The organism is Rhodoferax sp. AJA081-3, assembly GCF_017798165.1.
Taxonomy (GTDB): Bacteria; Pseudomonadota; Gammaproteobacteria; order Burkholderiales; family Burkholderiaceae_C; genus Allorhodoferax.
The window spans coordinates 541946-560527 of sequence record NZ_CP059068.1 but is presented as its reverse complement, the minus strand read 5'-3'; the positions used below and the strand labels follow the sequence as shown (position 1 = coordinate 560527).

13 protein-coding genes are annotated in these 18582 nt (G+C 60.8%); 10 read left to right on the top strand and 3 right to left on the bottom strand.

Going from position 1 to position 18582, the window contains the following annotated elements; genetic code table 11:
* Positions 1-3: 3 nt before the first annotated feature.
* Positions 4-1692: an FAD-dependent oxidoreductase gene (locus HZ993_RS02570; RefSeq protein ID WP_209395717.1), complete on the bottom strand. Its 1689-nt coding sequence runs from the start codon at positions 1690-1692 to the stop codon at positions 4-6.
* A gap of 35 nt (positions 1693-1727) precedes the next feature.
* Positions 1728-2000, bottom strand: coding sequence for an oxidative damage protection protein (locus HZ993_RS02565; RefSeq protein ID WP_209395716.1), 273 nt, complete (start codon positions 1998-2000; stop codon positions 1728-1730).
* A gap of 181 nt (positions 2001-2181) precedes the next feature.
* On the opposite strand from HZ993_RS02565, the gene HZ993_RS02560 reads away from it, so the two are divergent.
* Both HZ993_RS02560 and HZ993_RS02555 read left to right on the top strand, forming a co-directional pair.
* Positions 2182-2694, top strand: a complete 513-nt coding sequence (locus tag HZ993_RS02560) for a disulfide bond formation protein B (RefSeq protein WP_245213795.1) — start codon at positions 2182-2184, stop codon at positions 2692-2694.
* 130 nt (positions 2695-2824) lie between these two features.
* Positions 2825-3727 (top strand): class I SAM-dependent methyltransferase, encoded by a 903-nt coding sequence (locus tag HZ993_RS02555; RefSeq protein ID WP_209395715.1) that lies wholly within the window; start codon positions 2825-2827, stop codon positions 3725-3727.
* On the opposite strand, the gene argA is transcribed toward HZ993_RS02555, so the two are convergent.
* Positions 3719-5068: an amino-acid N-acetyltransferase gene (gene argA, locus HZ993_RS02550; protein ID WP_209395714.1), complete on the bottom strand. Its 1350-nt coding sequence runs from the start codon at positions 5066-5068 to the stop codon at positions 3719-3721. The two genes, HZ993_RS02555 and argA, sit on opposite strands and share 9 nt — an antisense overlap.
* A gap of 139 nt (positions 5069-5207) precedes the next feature.
* Here argA and hrpA point away from each other — a divergent pair, with 139 nt between their 5' ends.
* The 8 genes from hrpA to HZ993_RS02505 all read left to right on the top strand — a co-directional run bounded on the left by hrpA (position 5208) and on the right by HZ993_RS02505 (position 18574).
* Complete coding sequence (gene hrpA / locus HZ993_RS24255) at positions 5208-9380, top strand: ATP-dependent RNA helicase HrpA (protein WP_245213946.1); 4173 nt, start codon at positions 5208-5210, stop codon at positions 9378-9380.
* Positions 9381-9638: 258 nt separating this feature from the next.
* Entirely contained in the window at positions 9639-10412 is a 774-nt protein-coding gene (locus HZ993_RS02535; RefSeq protein WP_209395713.1) for an ABC transporter ATP-binding protein, read from the top strand.
* 2 nt (positions 10413-10414) lie between these two features.
* On the top strand, positions 10415-11119 hold the full coding sequence (locus tag HZ993_RS02530; protein ID WP_209395712.1) for an ABC transporter ATP-binding protein: 705 nt from the start codon (positions 10415-10417) through the stop codon (positions 11117-11119).
* A 60-nt stretch (positions 11120-11179) separates the two neighbouring features.
* Complete coding sequence (locus HZ993_RS02525) at positions 11180-12373, top strand: ABC transporter substrate-binding protein (RefSeq protein WP_209395711.1); 1194 nt, start codon at positions 11180-11182, stop codon at positions 12371-12373.
* Positions 12374-12449: 76 nt separating this feature from the next.
* Positions 12450-13334 (top strand): branched-chain amino acid ABC transporter permease, encoded by an 885-nt coding sequence (locus tag HZ993_RS02520; RefSeq protein ID WP_209395710.1) that lies wholly within the window; start codon positions 12450-12452, stop codon positions 13332-13334.
* A 42-nt stretch (positions 13335-13376) separates the two neighbouring features.
* A complete protein-coding gene (locus HZ993_RS02515) occupies positions 13377-14321 on the top strand; it encodes a branched-chain amino acid ABC transporter permease (RefSeq protein ID WP_209395709.1) in 945 nt (314 codons plus the stop codon).
* Between the two features lie 103 nt (positions 14322-14424).
* A complete protein-coding gene (locus HZ993_RS24825) occupies positions 14425-15981 on the top strand; it encodes a methyl-accepting chemotaxis protein (protein ID WP_209395708.1) in 1557 nt (518 codons plus the stop codon).
* Positions 15982-16177: 196 nt separating this feature from the next.
* Positions 16178-18574, top strand: coding sequence for a TonB-dependent siderophore receptor (locus tag HZ993_RS02505; protein WP_209395707.1), 2397 nt, complete (start codon positions 16178-16180; stop codon positions 18572-18574).
* Positions 18575-18582 lie beyond the last annotated feature (8 nt).

Sequence of the window (18582 nt, the reverse complement as noted above, 5' to 3'; positions counted from 1 at the left end):
GGGTTAGTGTTTGTCTGGTGCAGACGGCCGCCGCCGTGGGCGGTTGGCATCCAGGCTGAGTGACAGACTGAACTCCAGCGGTAGCGGCTCCGCGCCCATACGTGCCACCAACAATTCCGCACACAGCGCCGAGAAACTGAGCCCCCGCGAGCCCATGCCCACAGACAGCCACAGGCCAGGGCCTGCAGCTGCATCCACTGGGCCCACCAAGGGCAAACGGTCATGCGTGACGCAGCGGGTTGACGACCACAGTGACACGGGCGCGCGGTTCAGGGCTGCTATCAGATCCGTGCCCGGTATCTGCAATAGGTGTCGCAGGCGCTCCATATTGGCAGCGTGCTGCAGGGCTCCGTCGGCAGCCAAGGCTGCATCGGTCTCAAACGTTGAGCCGGCGAACCATTGCGTACCGGTGGTGTCATCAAGGGATATGAAACACCCATCTCCGTTGACCGGCTTGGCGGGCAGACCGGCAATCTCCTGTGTAAATCGGCCCTGACTCAGGGTGCCGTGTACGGCCTGCAACGCGGCCAGCTTGTCCTGCAGCGCAAGGCCTGCAGCACCATCGGTTGGTACGGCAGCCAAGAGGTCGGCGCAGCCCATGGCATTTGCCACAACCACGGCTTCGAAGCGCCCCAAGTGCACGTCCTGGGGGCCAAATACATGCCACAAACCGTCCGTGTGGTGCAGTCGGGCGACACGGCTTGCGCCAACAAAACGGATGCCGGGATGCGCCAACCAGGCGTGCACCAAGGCAGCGGGTTTGATCCAGCAGGCGCGTGCATGCCAAAGGCTGTCGCCCTCGGGTAGACGTTCCATCACCCCTGAGGGTTCCCAATCCTGTCCACGCAGTAACAAATGGCGGGCGTGTTGCTGCAGCAAATGGGTTCCGCTGCGCGACATGCGGGAGCGCGGGTTGTCATCAGCCGACACATGGGGTACCGCCAAGCCCACCGGCAAACCCGAGGCACCACACGCAGCCTGCGCCTGGCCGTCGAACACCGTCACCTCCCATCCGCGCAAAGCCAGCGCGTGGGCCACACTGGCACCTGTTATTCCGGCACCCACAATGGCGCAGCGCGCTGGCACCGGCTGCACGTGGTGAGACGGCGTGCGGCTGGTCGAAATGTGCCACCGTGGGTCAAATCGCCCGGTGATGGCCGTGGTGGGTATGTCGGTCGGGTCCAACTGAAAGCCGGCGGATTGCAACTGTGCAACCTTCTCAGACTGGTGTTCGTTCCCCATGGGGCCCGCAGACGGTGCAGCGACCCAAAACCGGGTCCCCCGTTTGCAGCGACGGGCCAAGGCCTGGACTTCCCATTTATCGGCAGGTGCCCGTGCGAGCAGGGTGTCGGTCTGGAACACGTGCTCGCCCAACATGGCCGACACATCACCCACACACAGCGTCAATGAGACCTGCCCATGCTCCAGCAAAATTCTGTGAAAACCGGGACGCAGGTCGACCCAGTGGGGTGCCAATGCTTGGGGCAAATCGTGCACGGCCGTGCAGTCTGGCGCCACCGCGGTGATGCCCACGTAGTGCAACATGCGCGGCCGCCCGGGATGGTGTTGCCAGGCCCGCAAGGCATTCAAAAAGTGCTGGCCATCCTGGAAATCGGTGTCCAGCACCGTCCAGGACGGACGATGGGCCCATGCCCCGGGCAGTCCACAAGCCGCAAAAGCGGGTGGCGCCATGGTCTCGATCGCGTTAGGGCTTTGGTCTGGAGCGGTCAGGCCGCTGGCGGCACATAACCCTGGGCGGCGTCGGCGCCATCACCAAAGAAATGGTTTTCCATCTGGCGGGCCAGGTACTGGCGCGCGCGGGCATCAGCCAGGTTCAAACGGTTTTCATTCACCAGCATGGTTTGGTGCTTGAGCCAGGCCGCCCAGGCTTCCTTGCTGACGCTTTCCCAGATGCGTTTGCCCAATTCGCCAGGGTAGGGCGGAAAATCCATGCCCTCGGCTTCTTTGCCCAGCTTGATACAGTTGACGGTGCGTGCCATGGAAAAAACCTCGTGTGAAAAAAATGGGGCTCAACCGGAGCCCATAGGCTGAATCTTATTCGGTTTGCCACACCAAGGCGGCCGAGCGGTAGGATGGGCCGGGGAACTTCACGGGCAAAATGGATACCAACATTCGCACAGCGCCCACCCAGGGCGCATATTTTTGACAGGACCCCTGATCTTGACTTCCGTTTTGGCACTTTTTGATACGGCGCCCCGGCGCATTTTTGCGTCCATCTTCCTGGCCTGCCTGGGCCTGTTGGCTTTTGGCATGTACTTGCAGCATGTGGTGGGGCTGAACCCCTGCCCGATGTGTGTTGTGCAGCGGTATGCTCTTGTTTTGGTAGCACTATGTTCAGCATTGGCGGGGGCTAGTGACCGAAAATCCATACAACTAACCGGCGGCGTGTTGATGGTGCTGATGTCAGTGGCAGGCGCCTATGTGGCCGCCAACCAGAGCTGGCTGCAGTGGTACCCGCCCGAAGTGGTGTCCTGTGGGCGTGACATCTACGGCATGATAGAAACCTTCCCCCTGCAACGCGCTATCCCCATGATCTTCAAGGGCGGAGGTGATTGCACCAAGGTGGACTGGACCTTCCTGGGCGCCTCCATTGCCAACTGGTCCTTCCTGTGCTTCAGCGGTATTGCCGTCATCGGCGCGGTGCTGGTGTGGCGGCGCAGCCGCAGGGCCTGAAGCCATCACAGACGGGTCTCGTTTTTCACCACCGAAAAGTCTTTTACAAGCGGTAACACCACCACCCAATCCACCCCCCGACGTATTCACATGCCTGTGGTATGGTGAAAAAAACAAGGGAAGGGATGGAATGCAGAATAGAAAAAACAAGCTGCTGGCGGGCATCGACCTGGCCAGCAGCATAGGTGCTGAAATTGGACCGCTGCACAACCCCATCGTGGGCAAACACCTCGGCGAGGTGATCTACGTGGACCACTGTGATGCAGATCAATTGCGACGGCACTACGCCAACGACAAAGACGTCAACCCCGATGCCATTTGTGTGGATGCGGTATGGGGTGTCCAGACGTTGCTGCAGGGCGTGCAAGCCTACTTCACCCGCTTGGGCAAGGTGCCACGGGCGTTGGACTATGTTTTGGCCTCACATGTCATTGAACATGTGCCAGACCTGGTGACCTGGCTGCAGGAAATCCGCTCGGTATTGAAGGAAGATGGCAAGGTCAGGCTGGCCGTGCCAGACAAGCGTTATACCTTTGACTACCTGCGCCGCACAACCAACCTGACCGACGTCTTGGCTGCCTTTGCCAGCAAGGCGCGTATTCCCACCACGCAGTGTCTGCTGGACTTTTGTCTCAACGAAGTACCGGTAGATTGCGTAGCGGCATGGCAAGGCACCTTGGACGCCGCATCCTTGAAAAAGGCCCATACCCTGGAAGGAGCCTTGCATGTGGCGCGGGACGCAATACAAAACGGTACCTACCACGACGTGCACTGCTGGGTCTTCACCCCCGCTTCGTTTGCTGCGCTGTTTGCAGAAATGTCTCGCCAGGGTTTGATCGATTTTGCGTGTACCGACTTTTACGATACCCAGGTCAATGAAATCGAGTTCATTGTGAACATGCGTGTCTGTGACAACGCTTTTGAGCGCACACAAAGTTGGCAATACATGGCCGACCAGGCCGAACACAAAACCACACCAAGCGCAAGCGCAGCGGTGGTTGCAGAGCCCAAAGTAGAACCAGCCCTAGGCTAACTTCTTCACCAGCACCTGGCTCTTGCGGTCCCAGTTGTACTTGCGCTTGCGGGCCTCGGGCAACCAGTCCGGGTCCACCTGCACAAAACCACGTTTAATGAACCAGTGCATGGTGCGGGTGGTCAGCACAAAAATGCTGTCCAGGCCGGCGGCCTTGGCGCGCTGTTCTACACGCTTCAAAACACGCTCGCCGTCACCCTGGCCCTGCACATCGGGAGACACGGTCAGTGCCGCCATTTCAGCGGTGCGGGCTTCGGGGTAGGGGTAAAGCGCCGCACAGGCGAAGATCACGCCGTCGTGTTCGATGATGGTGTAGTTGCCGACGTCGCGCTCAATCTCGGTACGGCTGCGCTTGACCAGAGTGCCATCTTTCTCAAATGGCTCAATCAGCTGAAGGATGCCGCCCACGTCTTCTTCCGTGGCTTCGCGCAGGCTTTCCAGCTTTTCGTCCACCACCATGGTGCCAATGCCATCGTGCACATACACCTCCAGCAGGATGGAACCATCCACCGCGAAGGGAATGATGTGGCTGCGTTCCACGCCGTTCTTGCAGGCCTTCACGCAGTGCTGCAGGTAGAACGCGGTGTCGGTAGGCGTATTGGCGGCGGGTAGCTGGCGCAGCAATTGTTCGGCCGCGGCCAGCGGCAGTTCGGTGTCGATGGGGTTGTCGTCTGATGCGGCTTCGAGCGGGCGCATGCGCACACCCGGCACCTCGGTCACAAAAATGAGCTTGTCTGCCTGCAGCGCCGTGGCCACCGAGGTTGCCACTTCTTCCATGGTCAGGTTGAAGGCCTCACCGGTAGGGGAGAAGCCAAAGGGCGACAGCAGCACCATGGCGCCCATGTCCAGCGTGCGGGCAATGCCGGCAATGTCCACCTTGCGCACCAGGCCACTGTGCTGAAAATCCACGCCATCCACAATGCCCACCGGCCGCGCAGTGATGAAGTTGCCCGAGATGACGCGCACCGTGGAGTCGGCCATGGGCGTGTTGGGCAGGCCCTGGCTGAACGCAGCTTCGATCTCATAACGCAGCTGGCCCGCGGCCTCTTGGGCACAGTCCAGCGCCACCTCATCGGTGATACGAATGCCGTGGCTGTATTTGGGCGTGTGGCCCTTGGCCTTGAGTTGTTCGTTCACCTGGGGGCGAAAGCCGTGCACCAGCACAATCTTCACACCCATGCTCTGGATCATGGCGAGATCCTGCGCCAGGTGCGGCAGCTTGCCCGCGGCGATGGCCTCACCGGCGATACCGACCACAAACGTCTGGTTGCGGAATTTGTGGATGTAAGGCGCGACCGAACGGAACCAGGGCACGAAGGTGAAATTGAAAACAGTGGTCATGGCACTCAGGCTAGGGCGGCGATAGGCAGCAGGGCTGGGATAATCCCCGATTCTCTACGAAGTTTGTACCTTGACCACCAGCTCTCTGATCATTGAATTCCCCGAATCGCTCCCGGTCTCCGGCAAACGCGAAGAAATTATGGCCGCCATGGCGGCCCACCAGGTCATCATCGTCTGTGGTGAGACGGGTTCGGGCAAAACCACACAACTGCCCAAGATCGCCTTGGCCATGGGCCGCGGCAAGCTCAACTACCCGGCGGGCCAGCGCGCCAAGTTGATTGGCCACACGCAGCCACGCCGTATTGCCGCCAGCAGCGTCGCCAAGCGTATTGCCGAAGAGTTGAAAACACCACTGGGCGAGGTGGTGGGCTTCAAGGTGCGCTTCCAGGACCGCCTGTCCAAAGATGCCTCCGTCAAACTGATGACCGACGGCATCTTGCTGGCAGAAACGCAGACCGACCCGCTGCTCAATGCCTACGACACCATCATCATCGACGAGGCGCACGAGCGCAGCCTGAACATCGACTTCTTGCTGGGTTACCTGCGCCAGATCTTGCCGCGCAGGCCGGACCTGAAGATTGTGGTGACCTCCGCCACGATTGATGCCCAGCGTTTTGCTGACCACTTCAAATCATCAATAGGTCCGGCCCCGGTCATCATGGTGTCGGGCCGCATGTTCCCGGTGGAGCAGCGTTACCGGCCGTTTGAAGAGTCGCGCGAGTACGATTTGAACAACGCAATTGCCGACGGTGTGGACGAACTCTGGCGCGATGTGCACAACCAGGGCGACATCCTGGTCTTCCTGCCCGGTGAGCGCGAGATCCGTGAGGCGGCGGACCATCTGCGCAAACACCTGAGCCACCAGCCCGTCATGTGCAGTGCCGAAGTGCTGCCACTCTTCGCCCGACTGAGCCCGGCCGAGCAGGACCGCATTTTTGACGGTCACACCGGTCGGCGCGTCGTGCTGGCGACCAATGTGGCCGAGACCTCGCTGACCGTGCCGGGTATCCGTTACGTGATCGACGCGGGTACCGCACGTGTCAAGCGCTACAGCTTTAGAAGCAAGGTGGAGCAGTTGCTGGTGGAGCCGATCAGCCAGGCCGCCGCCAATCAGCGTTCCGGCCGTTGCGGGCGGGTGGCCAACGGTATCTGCATACGGCTCTACGACGAAAAGGACTTTAACGGACGCGAACGGTTTACCGACCCAGAAATTTTGCGGTCCTCGCTGGCCGGCGTCATCCTGCGCATGAAGTCGCTGCACTTAGGGATAGTTGAAGACTTCCCGTTCCTGGAGCGACCGTCTGGCCGCGCCATTGCCGACGGCTACCAGTTGCTCAATGAACTTGGCGCTGTGGACGATTCAAATGAATTAACGCCGCTAGGTACCGAGCTGTCCCGCCTGCCGCTGGACCCGCGCGTGGGCCGCATGTTGCTCGAAGCCCGCTCGCGCGAAGCGCTGGACGAAGCACTGGTGATCGCGTCGGCCCTGAGTGTGCAGGATGTGCGCGACCGGCCCATGGAGGCGCAGCAGCAGGCCGATACGGCACACCAGAAGTTCGATGACGAAAAGAGCGAGTTCACCGGCTACCTGAAGCTTTGGAAGTGGATCCACGACGCAAGAGGCGGGTCATCTCCGGCAACACCGGGAGTTGGAATGGCCGAGCGTTCTGCTCCGTGTCCCCCGCCCGCTCTGCGGGCTCCTCCTTTACCTACGCAGAACGCCCGTCCATCCCAACGCCCTGCAAGCGCTTACGGACAAACTCACACAGCGACACACAAACTAACCAACCGCCAATACGAACAACTCCTGCGCCAGAACTTCGTCAACATCCGCCGCGTCCGCGAGTGGAAAGACATCTACAGCCAGCTCCACACCGTTGTGGCAGAACACAAGTGGCGCCTCAACACCAAGCCCGCCAGCTACGAACAACTGCACCTCTCCATGCTGTCCGGTTTGCTAGGCAACATCGGCTGCAAACTCGAAACCGAGGGCGACAGTAAACCCGGTGCCGGTGGCGAATACCTCGGGGCGCGCGGCATCAAGTTCTACGCCCACCCCGGCGCACACCTGACCAAAAAGCCGGGCCGTTGGATCATCGCCTCCGAGCTGGTGGAAACCACACGCCTCTTTGGCCGCGGCATCGCCAACATCGAACCCCAGTGGCTGGAGCAGGTTGGAGGACATCTGCTGAAGAGACAGCTGCTGGACCCGCACTGGGAGAAAAAAGCCGCCGAAGTCGTCGCACTGGAACGCGCCACGCTCTACGGCATCGTCGTCTACAACGGCAGGCGCACCAACTACAGCCGCGTAGACATGGCCGGTGCCCGCGAAATCTTCATCCGCCAAGCTTTGGTCGAAGGCGAGTGGGAAACATCACTGCCCTTCCTGGCCGCTAACCGGAAACTCATCAAACAGGTCGAAGAGCTGGAACACAAGGCCCGCCGCCAAGACGTGCTGGTGGACGACGAGCTGATCTACGCCTACTACGACCAGCAGTTGCCCGCCGACGTATGCAGCGGCCATAGCTTTGAGCGCTGGTATCGCGAGGAGTCCAAGAAGCCGCAGTACAACCCCGGAGGCCGTGCGGGTGGGCGTTTTGCGGAGGTAAAGGAGGAGCCCGCGCAGCGGGCGGGGGACACGCAGCAAAACGACCGCCCGCATGGCCGCAGCGAGAGCACCCTCCTGCGCCTGACCCGCGAAGAGCTGATGCGCCACGAGGCTGCTGGCATCACCACAGCATCCTTCCCCAAGACCATTCGCCTGGGTGGCGTGGACTGCGCCGCCACCTATTTGCACGAGCCCGGCGACCCGCGTGACGGACTGACCGTGACCGTGCCGCTGTTTGTACTGAACCAGGTCAACGACGAGCGTTGTGAGTGGCTGGTGCCCGGCATGCTGAAGGACAAGGTGCAGGCGCTGCTAAAAACTTTGCATCAGCGCCCCCGTTCACGCCTGGTGCCGCTGCCCGACACGGCCACCAAGTTCGCCGAGGTGCTGAACGCGCCCGAGCGTTTTGGCAGCGGCGCGCTGATCGACGCGTTGTTGAAGCTGGTGCGTGAAGCCACATCGGTGGATGTGGCCCGTGCCGACATCAAGGCCGACATGCTGACGCCCCATTTCTTCATGAACTTCCGCGTGGTGGACGAACATGGCCGCCAGTTGGGCCATGGCCGCAACCTGGGCGCGCTGAAGGCCGAGCTGGGCGCACAGGCGCGCGGCGCGTTTCAGGCACTGGCCGGGCTCAAGCTGGCGCAGGTGGGTGCCGCAGGCGCTGCCCAGGCGCCGGATGCAGCGGGTGCGGCGGTAGCCGCTCCCGGTAAACCGTTTAAGCAAAATCAGCCTCTAGCCCCCGCAAATGCTAATGGTAACGCTATAAAATCAGGAGTAAATCAAGCCGCAGCTGCACCGGCAAAGTCCACTGCACCCGCCGTCACAGAACAGCGCCACACCGCCTGGACCTTTGGTGAACTGCCCGAGTTGCTGGAAATCCGCAAGGGCGGGCAGACGCTGATCGGTTTCCCCGCGCTGATCGACCAGGGCGACGCCGTCACCATCGAGGTGTTCGATGAACCCGAAGTCTCCGCCGCCAAACACCGCGCCGGCCTGCGCCGCCTGTTTGCGTTGCAGATCAAGGACGCGCTGAAGTACCTGGAGAAAAACATCCCCGACCTGCAGAAGATGGCCGTGGCCTATATGAACGTGGGCAAAGCCGAGAACGGAACCGGCGGCGGCACGCTGGAAGAACTGCGCGAGCAGATCATCGCCGTGGCGCTGGACCGGGCCTTTTTGTTGGACCCGTTGCCCACCGACGAATTCGCCTTCAAACGCCGGGTGGAGGAGGGCAGGGGCCGCCTGACGCTGATCGCCACTGAAGTAGCACGCATGGCCGGCACCATCTTGCTAGAGCACGCTGCTGCGGCCCGCAAGATCAAGGACACCAAAACCGCGCCTGATGCTGTGGCCGACTGCGCCCAGCAGATCAACCGCCTGGTGCCCAAACGCTTTTTACAGGCGGCGCCCTGGCCGCGCCTGCAGCACATGGCCCGTTACCTGAAAGCCATCACGCTGCGGCTGGACAAGTACCGCGCCGACCCCGCCCGCGATGCGGCCCGCCTGGCCGAACTGCGCCCGCTGGAGCAGCGCTACTGGCGTTTGGTGGCCGAGCGCAAGGGCTCGGTGGATGAACGTATGCAGGAGTTCCGCTGGCTAATGGAGGAGTTGCGCGTTAGCTTCTTCGCCCAAGAGCTGCGCACCCCACAACCGGTGAGTGTGAAACGGCTGGATAAAGCCTGGGCACAACTCAGCGCGTAGGAGCCTGGGCGGCAGAGCGCTCTGCTCCCCAGTTTCCATACTTTGCCCCGCCCGCTGCGCGGTCTCCTCCTTTACCTACGCAGAACGCCCTGCCGCCCAGCCTCTTAACACTGGGAGGCTGTCAACGTCCTGACGGTACCCGACGTAGTACTACCTAGGTTGATACCCCCGCGGTCTCTCGATGAATGCTACTTAGCATCCTTGTACACACGATGTGTCCATGCAAGGTGCAGGGCGCATTTCATACGGGAGAGTGATTTGTCATCGGAAATTATTCTTGAAACGCGTCAGCTGACGAAAGAGTTCAAGGGATTCGTCGCCGTCAACCGGGTGGACCTGAAGGTCCGCCGCGGCCACATCCACGCGTTGATCGGGCCCAACGGCGCAGGCAAGACCACCTTCTTCAACCTGTTGACCAAGTTTTTGCACCCCACTTCGGGCAGCATCACCTTCAACGGCAACGACATCACGGTAGAGCAGCCCGCGCAAACGGCGCGCCGCGGCATTGTGCGGTCCTTCCAGATCTCGGCCGTGTTCCCGCACATGACGGTACTGGAAAACGTGCGCGCCGCCTTGCAGCGCAACGAAGGCAACTCCTTCCACTTCTGGAAGCCCGAAAGCACGCTGTACCACCTGCACGCCCGCGCCAAACAGCTGCTGCAAGAGGTGGACCTGCAGGACTTTGCCGACGAGCTGACGGTGAACCTGCCCTATGGCCGCAAGCGCGCGCTGGAGCTGGCCACCACGCTGGCCTTGGAGCCCGAGCTGATGTTGCTGGACGAACCTACCCAGGGCATGGGCCACGAAGACGTGGACCGCGTCACCAAACTGATCAAGAAGGTGTCCGCCGGTCGCACGATTCTGATGGTGGAGCACAACATGAACGTGGTGTCGTCGATTGCCGACCGTATCACGGTGCTGCAACGCGGCGCCATCATCGCCGACGGCCCGTATGCCGAGGTATCGAGCAACCCCCTGGTGATTGAAGCCTATATGGGCACCGTGGACACCGCCTTGCAGGGCGCGCACTAAGCATGACAAAAGAACTCCTACGCATAGAAGACCTGCACGCCTGGTACGGCGAATCCCACATCCTGCACGGCGTCAACCTGACGGTGCATGAAGGCGAAGTGGTCACGCTGCTGGGGCGCAACGGCGCTGGGCGCACGACCACCATGCGCGCCATCATGGGCCTGACCGGTGCACGCAAGGGCTCGATCAAGATCAACGGCGAAGAATCCATCAAGCTCGCACCGCACAAGATTGCCCGACTGGGTGTGGGTTACTGCCCCGAAGAGCGGGGCATTTTTGCCAGCCTGTCGGCCGAGGAAAACCTGATGCTGCCGCCAACCGTTGCCGCGGGTGGCATGGGTGTGGACGAAATCTACAGCATGTTCCCCAACCTGAAGGAACGCGCTGGCAGCCCTGGCACACGCCTGTCCGGTGGTGAGCAACAGATGCTGGCCGTGGCCCGCATTCTGCGCACCGGTGCACGCCTGCTGCTGCTGGACGAAATATCCGAAGGCCTGGCGCCCGTCATCGTGCAAAAGCTGGGCGAGATGATTCTGTCCCTCAAGAAGCGCGGCTACACCATTGTGTTGGTGGAGCAGAACTTCCGCTTCGCCGCACCGCTGGCAGACCGCTTTTATGTGATGGAGCACGGCACCATCGTGAAGCAGTTTGCCCAGAAAGAGCTGACCCAGAACATGGGCATGTTGCAAGAGTACCTGGGCGTTTGATCGCCCCGGGTGTCCATCCTTTTTTCCCCGTTTCCCCCTACCTCCATTAACAGGAATACCATGAAACTCAACACCTTAGTTGCCGCCTTGGCCATCGCTTTCACCGGTGCCGTGTCCGCCCAGGCCACCGGTCCCGTCAAGATCGGTTTCATCACCGACATGTCCAGCCTGTATGCCGATATCGACGGCCCGGCCGGCGGTGAAATGATCAAGTGGGCTGCACAGGATTTTGGCGGTAAGGTTCTTGGCCGTACTATTGAAGTGGTCACCGCCGACCACCAGAACAAGGCCGACGTGGCCAGCTCCAAAGCCCGCGAGTGGTTTGACAAGGAAGACCTGGCCATGTTGATCGGTGGCACCAGCTCCGGCACGTCCCTGGCCATGGCCAAGATTGCAGAAGAAAAGAAGCGCCCCTTCATCTCCGTCGGCGCTGGCTCGGCCCGCCTGACCAATGATGCCTGCACACCCTACACCGTGCACTACGCCTACGACACCGTGGCCCTGGCCAAGGTTGCCGGCAATGCGCTGGTGAAAGAGGGCAACAACAAGTGGTTCTTCCTGACCGCCGACTACGCGTTTGGCTACTCGCTGGAAGGTGATGCATCCAACGTGGTCAAGGCCAGCGGTGGCACGGTGGCCGGAGCCGTGCGCCACCCGCTGAACGCGTCGGACTTCTCGTCCTTCCTGTTGCAGGCGCAGTCGTCCAAGGCCCAGATTCTGGCACTGGCCAATGCCGGTGGTGACTTCACCAACGCCATGAAAGCCGCCAAAGAGTTCGGCATCAACAAGACCATGAAGATCGCCGGCCTGCTGGTGTTCATCAACGACGTGCACAGCCTGGGTCTGGCCAACACCGAAGGCCTGCAACTGGCCGACAGCTGGTACTGGAACCAGGACGACGCATCGCGCACCTTCGCCAAGCGCTTCTTTGACAAGTACAAGCGTATGCCCTCCAGCATCCAGGCGGCTGACTACTCTGCTGCATTGACCTACCTGAAGGCCGTCAAGATTGCCGGCACCACCGACGGTGACAAGGTTATGGAAACCCTGAAGAAGACCAAGGTCGACGACTTCTACAACAAGGGTTACATCCGCGCTGACGGCCGCATGATCCACGACATGTACCTCTACCAGGTCAAGTCGCCCAAGGATGCCAGCACACCATGGGACTACTACAAGTTGGTGGCCAAGGTACCGGGTGAGCAGGCCTTCACCACGGTGACCGAGTCCAAGTGTGCGCTGCTGAAGAAGTAAACCAGCGTCAAGGCGGCTGGTCTGTACAAAGACCAGCCGCATGTTTTTTTTGCAAGGTATGAACTGACGGGCTCCCATGGAAATTTTCGGCATCCCCCACCAAGCGTTTCTGGGCCAGCTATTGCTGGGCCTGGTCAATGGCGCGTTTTACGCCATGCTCAGCCTCGGCCTGGCGGTCATTTTTGGCCTGCTGGGTGTGGTCAATTTTGCGCACGGCGCGCTCTACATGCTGGGTGCTTTTGCCGCCTGGTTTTTACTGGAAAAGCTGGGCATCAACTACTGGTTTGCGCTGCTGCTGGCACCACTACTGGTAGGGGTGGTGGGCGTGGTGGTGGAGCGTTTGTTCCTCAAGCGCCTGTACAAGCTGGACCCGCTGTATGGCCTGCTGCTGACCTTTGGTCTCTCACTCATCATTGAGGGGGTGTTCCGCGAGCTGTTTGGCGCCTCTGGCCAGTCGTACCCGGTGCCCGAGCTGCTGCAGGGCGCCACCAACCTGGGCTTCATGATTCTGCCCAACTACCGCGCGTGGGTGGTGTTTGCCTCGCTGGCCGTGTGTATCGGCACCTGGTTCCTGATTGAACGTACCCGCTTGGGTGCCTACCTGCGCGCCGGCACAGAAAACGCCGCCCTGGTGCAAGCCTTTGGTATCAATGTGCCACTGATGGTGATGCTGACCTACGGAGCCGGTGCTGCGCTGGCCGGGCTGGCCGGTGTGCTGGCCGCGCCCATCATCCAGGTGAGCCCCATGATGGGTTCCAACCTGATCATCGTGGTGTTTGCCGTCGTGGTGATTGGTGGCATGGGCTCCATCATGGGCTCCATCCTGACCGGCCTGGGCCTGGGTGTGATTGAGGGGCTGACCCGCGTCTTCTACCCCGAGGCATCGAGCATCGTGGTGTTTGTCATCATGGTCATTGTGCTGATGTTCCGCCCCGCGGGCCTGTTTGGCAAAGAGGCCTGAGCCATGTCTACAACCACTCTAAAGACCCCTGTTAGCCCGTCCATGACCCAATCCGCCAAACTCATCCGCGTCACCTACATCGCACTGCTGGTTCTGGCAGTTGTGGCGCCCATGCTGGGCCTGTACCCGGTGTTTGTGATGAAGCTGCTGTGCTTCGCTATTTTTGCCTGTGCCTTCAACCTGCTGCTGGGTTTTACCGGTTTGTTGTCCTTCGGGCATGCAGCTTTTTTTGGCTCGGCCGCGTATGTGACGGGCTGGCTCATCAAAGCGCACAACGTGTCGCCCGAGGTGGGCATTCTGGCCGGCACCTTGGGTGCCGGTGTGATTGGCCTGGTGATCGGTGCGGTGGCCATTCGCCGCCAGGGCATCTACTTCGCCATGATCACGCTGGCCATGGCCCAGATGGTGTTTTTTGCACTGCTGCAGGCACCATTCACCGGTGGTGAAGATGGTTTGCAAGGTGTGCCGCGTGGTGCGCTGTTTGGGGTGTTGTCGCTGGAATCGGACACGGCCTTGTATTACGTGGTGGTCGCTGTTTTTGTCGCGTGCTTTTTGGCCATCTCGCGCATCGTGCATTCGCCCTTTGGCCAGGTGCTGAAGATGATCCGCGAGAACGAACCCCGCGCCATCTCGCTGGGCTACCGCGTGGACCAATACAAGCTGCTAGCTTTTGTATTGTCTGCCGCGTTGGCCGGTCTGGCGGGTTCACTCAAGACACTGATCATGGGTTTTGCCACGCTGTCGGATGTGCACTGGTCCATGTCGGGCGAGGTGATCCTGATGACGCTGCTGGGCGGCGTGGGCACATTCTTCGGCCCGGTGTTGGGTGCCGGCATTGTGATTGCGCTGCAGAACATGCTGGCCGACAAGGTGGGCTCCTGGGTCACCGTGATCATTGGAGTGATCTTTGTGCTGTGTGTGATGGCCTTCCGCAAAGGCGTAGTGGGTGAAATACAGGCCTATCTGGACAGACGTGCCAAGCGATAAAGGCGATTCGCTGTAGAGGCTTTTTTGCAGCGGGCAATCCCTTACCCAGGGGCTGCCTGCAGAGTGCTTTTGATATCAATAAAAGAGTTGCGTTGGAGACCCTATGAAGTTGGGATTGAAGTTGTTGGCGGCGCCGTTGTTAACCGCCGCCGTGGTATTGCTGACCGGTCAGGTCAACACCTATTTACTCAGCAATCAGGCGCAGGCCAGTCTGGGCATTTCACGCAGCAGCCTGGACAGTTTCAAGACCATGGCTGCCGCTGAACAACAAATGGGCAATGTGCACTCTGGCGTCTACCGCACGGTGTCACAAATTGCTGCCATGGGAGAGGGCAAGCTCAAGGCCGCACGTGCCGACTTTGCACAACAACTGGCGGGTGCCAAACGCGTCATTGAAGGCCTGGCCGCTGGAGCGGACGTTTTGGAGGCACAACAAGCCGATGTTAAGACTGCCACGGCCCTGATCGACAAATACGCCAAGGAAATTGATGACGCTATCCGCATGGCATTGGAAGACCCCAATACCAGCCTGGCCGCGCTGGAGCGGGGCGATGTGTTGTTCAAGGAGTTGAGCAAGGTATCCAACAGCATGGCGGCCCGCATCGAAAGTGCAACAGACGCCACCATCAGCCAGTCCACCAACAAGGTCCGCACCATCAGCCTGACCCTGTCCCTGGTGGCGTTGCTGGCCGGTGGTATCGCGGTTTTTATGTCGTGGTTGATGCAAAAGAAGATCATGGCCGAACTGGCCCGTGCCGTGGATGTGGCCGGTGCCGTGGCTACCGGCAACCTGCGGGTTGACGCCAGCACGCAGCGCCAGGACGAGGTGGGTGACCTGATGCGCGCTTTGGGCGCCATGACCCGCCAATTGAACGATTCCATCAGCACGGTGCGTGATTCGTCAGAGTCCATTCGTTACTCCAGCGCCGAGATTGCCACCGGCAACCAGGACCTGAGTGCCCGCACTGAGCTGACCGCCAGCAACCTGCAGCGTGCGTCGGCTTCTACCGAACAGTTGACCGGCACCGTGCACCAGTCTGCTGAATCGGCCCATCAGGCCAACCAGTTGGCAGCCAGCGCGGCTGCCGTTGCGGCACGCGGTGGTGTGGTGGTGGCCCAGGTGGTCTCTACCATGGAAGAGATCAACACCAGTGCCCGCAAGATATCGGACATCATCGGTGTCATCGACGGCATTGCCTTCCAGACCAATATCCTGGCCCTAAACGCCGCCGTGGAGGCCGCCAGGGCAGGGGAGCAGGGCCGTGGCTTTGCCGTGGTGGCCAGCGAGGTGCGCAGCCTGGCGGGCCGTTCGGCGCAGGCGGCCAAAGAGATCAAGAGCCTGATAGGTGTTTCAGTCGACAAGGTGGAGTCGGGTTCTCGCCTGGTGGCCACGGCGGGTGCGACCATGACCGAGATCGTGGGTTCGGTGCAGCGGGTGTCCGACATCATTGGTGAAATATCGGCTTCCGCGTCGGAGCAGAGCAGGGGCATTGGCGGTGTCAACACGGCGGTATCCGAGCTGGATGAAATGACCCAGCAGAATGCGGCCTTGGTTGAAGAATCAGCCGCTGCGGCCGAGAGCCTGCGTGAACAGGCCGAACGCCTGGCCCAGGTGGTGTCTATCTTCCAATTGACCGGAACCGCCGTCGCCATCGCATAGCGCAAAAGAGCCATTTTTCAGACGTCTTTGGCCCCTGGCTTCTATTAGAGAAACTAAAGGCCCATTAGTCCGGCGTATGAATCGGACTAAATTGTCATAGCAGTGTGGTACTGCGGAAACAAGCGCCCCCACTGGGGGGCACCCACCCCTAGAATTTCCAGCTTGTCCCCATCCACACAATATCAAAAGGTGAGCTATGACAGTTTTGCGCAAAGCATTTACCCTTGGACTTTATGGCGCGGCGGCCGTCGCCACACTGACCCCTGTCTCCATGGCGGTCGCCCAGACCACGGGCGCTGCGGCGGCCTCCGGCCTGGAGAGTGTGACTGTCATTGGCTCGCGCCGTGCCAACGCCTCGGCCACGGACACCCCGGTGCCCATCGACTTCATCCCCTTGTCCAAAACTTCAGAGCAGGGCGGTCAGTTTGACCTGTCCCAATCGCTGCAGTACCTTTCGCCGTCTTTCAACTCCACCCGCCAGACCGGTGCGGACGGCGCCGACCTGATCGACTCCGCAGCCCTGCGTGGCCTGGGTTCGGACCAGACCCTGGTGCTGGTGAACGGCAAACGCCGCCACACCACGGCCTTGGTCAACCTGTTTGGTGCCCGCAACCGCGGCAACACCGGCACCGACCTGAACGCCATCCCCACACTGGCCATCGACAACGTGCAGATCCTGCGCGACGGCGCTGCCGCCCAATACGGTTCGGACGCCATTGCCGGCGTGATGAACATCACGCTGAAAAAGAGCAAAGGCTGCGAAGCCATCCTGGGCTACAGCCAGTATTCGGTGGGTGACGGCAAGAACTACCTGCCATCGGCCTACTGCGGCTTTGGTATTGGTGAAAACGGCGTCTTGGGCATCACCGCCGAGTATTCGGACCGCGGCCGCTCCAACCGCGCCGAGCCAGACAACCCCCGCATCATTGGTGACACCCAATCCAAAAACGCCACGCTATTCCTGAATGGCGAGTTGCCCACCAGCGGCACTGGCAAGCTGTATTTCACGCTGGGTGCACAGAACCGCGACGCATCGTCTGCCGCTTTTGCGCGCGGCGGTGTGGGCTCGGACGACATTCCGAGCCGCAACTCGGCCGCCATGTACCCCGGCGGTTTTGTGCCGTTTATCAATGGCGACATCACCGACCGCACGGCCATCATCGGCCACAAATGGCAGATCGGCGAGTGGACGGCCGACCTGTCCCAAACTTATGGCTCCAACGAGATGCGTTACCGCATCTCCAACACCATCAATGCGTCGATTGCCAACCAGGACTTGCTGGCGGGCGGCGCCGGCCGCAGTGCCAGCGTGTTCCAGGCCGGTGGTTTCCTGTTTTCGCAGGCCACCACCAACCTGGACTTCAGCAAGTTTTTTGACGGATTTCTGGGTGGCTCCAACGTGGCCTTCGGCGCCGAATACCGCCGTGAAAACTACCAGATCTACGCTGGTGAGGCCGGCTCGTATGTTGACGCCGACGGCGTGGGCTTCGGCGGCAACGCCGGTAGCCAAGGCTTCCCCGGCTTCATGCCCGCCGATGCCACCAACCGCAACCGCGACAGCACGGCCCTGTATGCCGACATCGAAACCGACGTGACGGATCGCTTCAAGGTGCAGACGGCCGTGCGCACCGAGCAGTACAGCGACTTTGGCAACACCACCACCGGCAAGCTGGCGGCCAGCTTCAAGGCCAGCGAGCAGCTGTTGTTCCGCAGCTCGGTCAGCTCAGGCTTCCGCGCACCTTCGCTGCAACAGGTCTACTTCTCGTCTACCTTCACCGACTTCATCAGCGGCCAGGCGCAAGACGTGGTGTTGGCCCCCAACGGCGGCACCATTGCCAATGCGGCGGGCATCCCCAAGCTCAAGGAAGAAAACTCCAAGAACTTCACGCTGGGCTTTACGCTGACACCGAGCAAGACCACATCGGTCACGGCCGACGTTTACCAGATCGACATCACCGACCGCATTGGTTTGTCGGGACGGTTTGACGCCGACAACTTCCCGGCTCTGGGCGCCACACTGGCCGCGCTGGGCGTGGGCCAGGCCCAGTTCTTTGTGAACTCCATCGATACCAAGACCAAGGGCCTGGACCTCACGGTGTCCAACAAGGCCGACCTTGGTGGCGGCAAGCTGAACACCTTCCTGGCGCTGAACCTGAGCCAGACCGAGGTGGTCAGCGTGCACGCGCCCGCGTCATTGAAGGGATACGAGTCGGTGTTGCTGTCGGAGCGCGAGCGCCTGTTCATCGAACAGGGTGGCCCCCGCACCAAGGCCACGCTGGGCTTTGACTACAGCCAAGGCCAGTGGGAAACCAACCTGAAGATCATCCACTTTGGCAGCCAGACCCTAGGCACCTTCTCGGGTACCGAAAACGGCGTGCCCAATGCCTACTACGAGCCCAAGACATCGGCCGACCTGGCCGTTACCTACAGCTTTGACAAAAACACCAAGCTGACCGTTGGCGGCAACAACATCCTGAACGTCAAGCCGACCAAGCAGGACGCCAACGAGACCGACAACGGCTTTATCTATGACAGTGTGCAGTTTGGCTTGAACGGCGCGTCGTACTTCGCCAAGTTCTGGAAACGTTTCTAAGATGAGAT

What these genes read in the sequence shown, in the direction of transcription:
- HZ993_RS02525 (WP_209395711.1), top strand. Translation starts at nt 11,180, where the DNA reads ATGAAACTCAACACCTTAGTTGCCGCCTTGGCCATCGCTTTCACCGGT.
- HZ993_RS02505 (WP_209395707.1), top strand. Translation starts at nt 16,178, where the DNA reads ATGACAGTTTTGCGCAAAGCATTTACCCTTGGACTTTATGGCGCGGCG.
- hrpA (WP_245213946.1), top strand. Translation starts at nt 5,208, where the DNA reads ATGGCCGCCATGGCGGCCCACCAGGTCATCATCGTCTGTGGTGAGACG.
- HZ993_RS24825 (WP_209395708.1), top strand. Translation starts at nt 14,425, where the DNA reads ATGAAGTTGGGATTGAAGTTGTTGGCGGCGCCGTTGTTAACCGCCGCC.
- HZ993_RS02515 (WP_209395709.1), top strand. Translation starts at nt 13,377, where the DNA reads ATGACCCAATCCGCCAAACTCATCCGCGTCACCTACATCGCACTGCTG.
- HZ993_RS02570 (WP_209395717.1), bottom strand. Translation starts at nt 1,692, where the DNA reads ATGGCGCCACCCGCTTTTGCGGCTTGTGGACTGCCCGGGGCATGGGCC.
- HZ993_RS02520 (WP_209395710.1), top strand. Translation starts at nt 12,450, where the DNA reads ATGGAAATTTTCGGCATCCCCCACCAAGCGTTTCTGGGCCAGCTATTG.
- HZ993_RS02530 (WP_209395712.1), top strand. Translation starts at nt 10,415, where the DNA reads ATGACAAAAGAACTCCTACGCATAGAAGACCTGCACGCCTGGTACGGC.
- HZ993_RS02565 (WP_209395716.1), bottom strand. Translation starts at nt 2,000, where the DNA reads ATGGCACGCACCGTCAACTGTATCAAGCTGGGCAAAGAAGCCGAGGGC.
- argA (WP_209395714.1), bottom strand. Translation starts at nt 5,068, where the DNA reads ATGACCACTGTTTTCAATTTCACCTTCGTGCCCTGGTTCCGTTCGGTC.
- HZ993_RS02555 (WP_209395715.1), top strand. Translation starts at nt 2,825, where the DNA reads ATGCAGAATAGAAAAAACAAGCTGCTGGCGGGCATCGACCTGGCCAGC.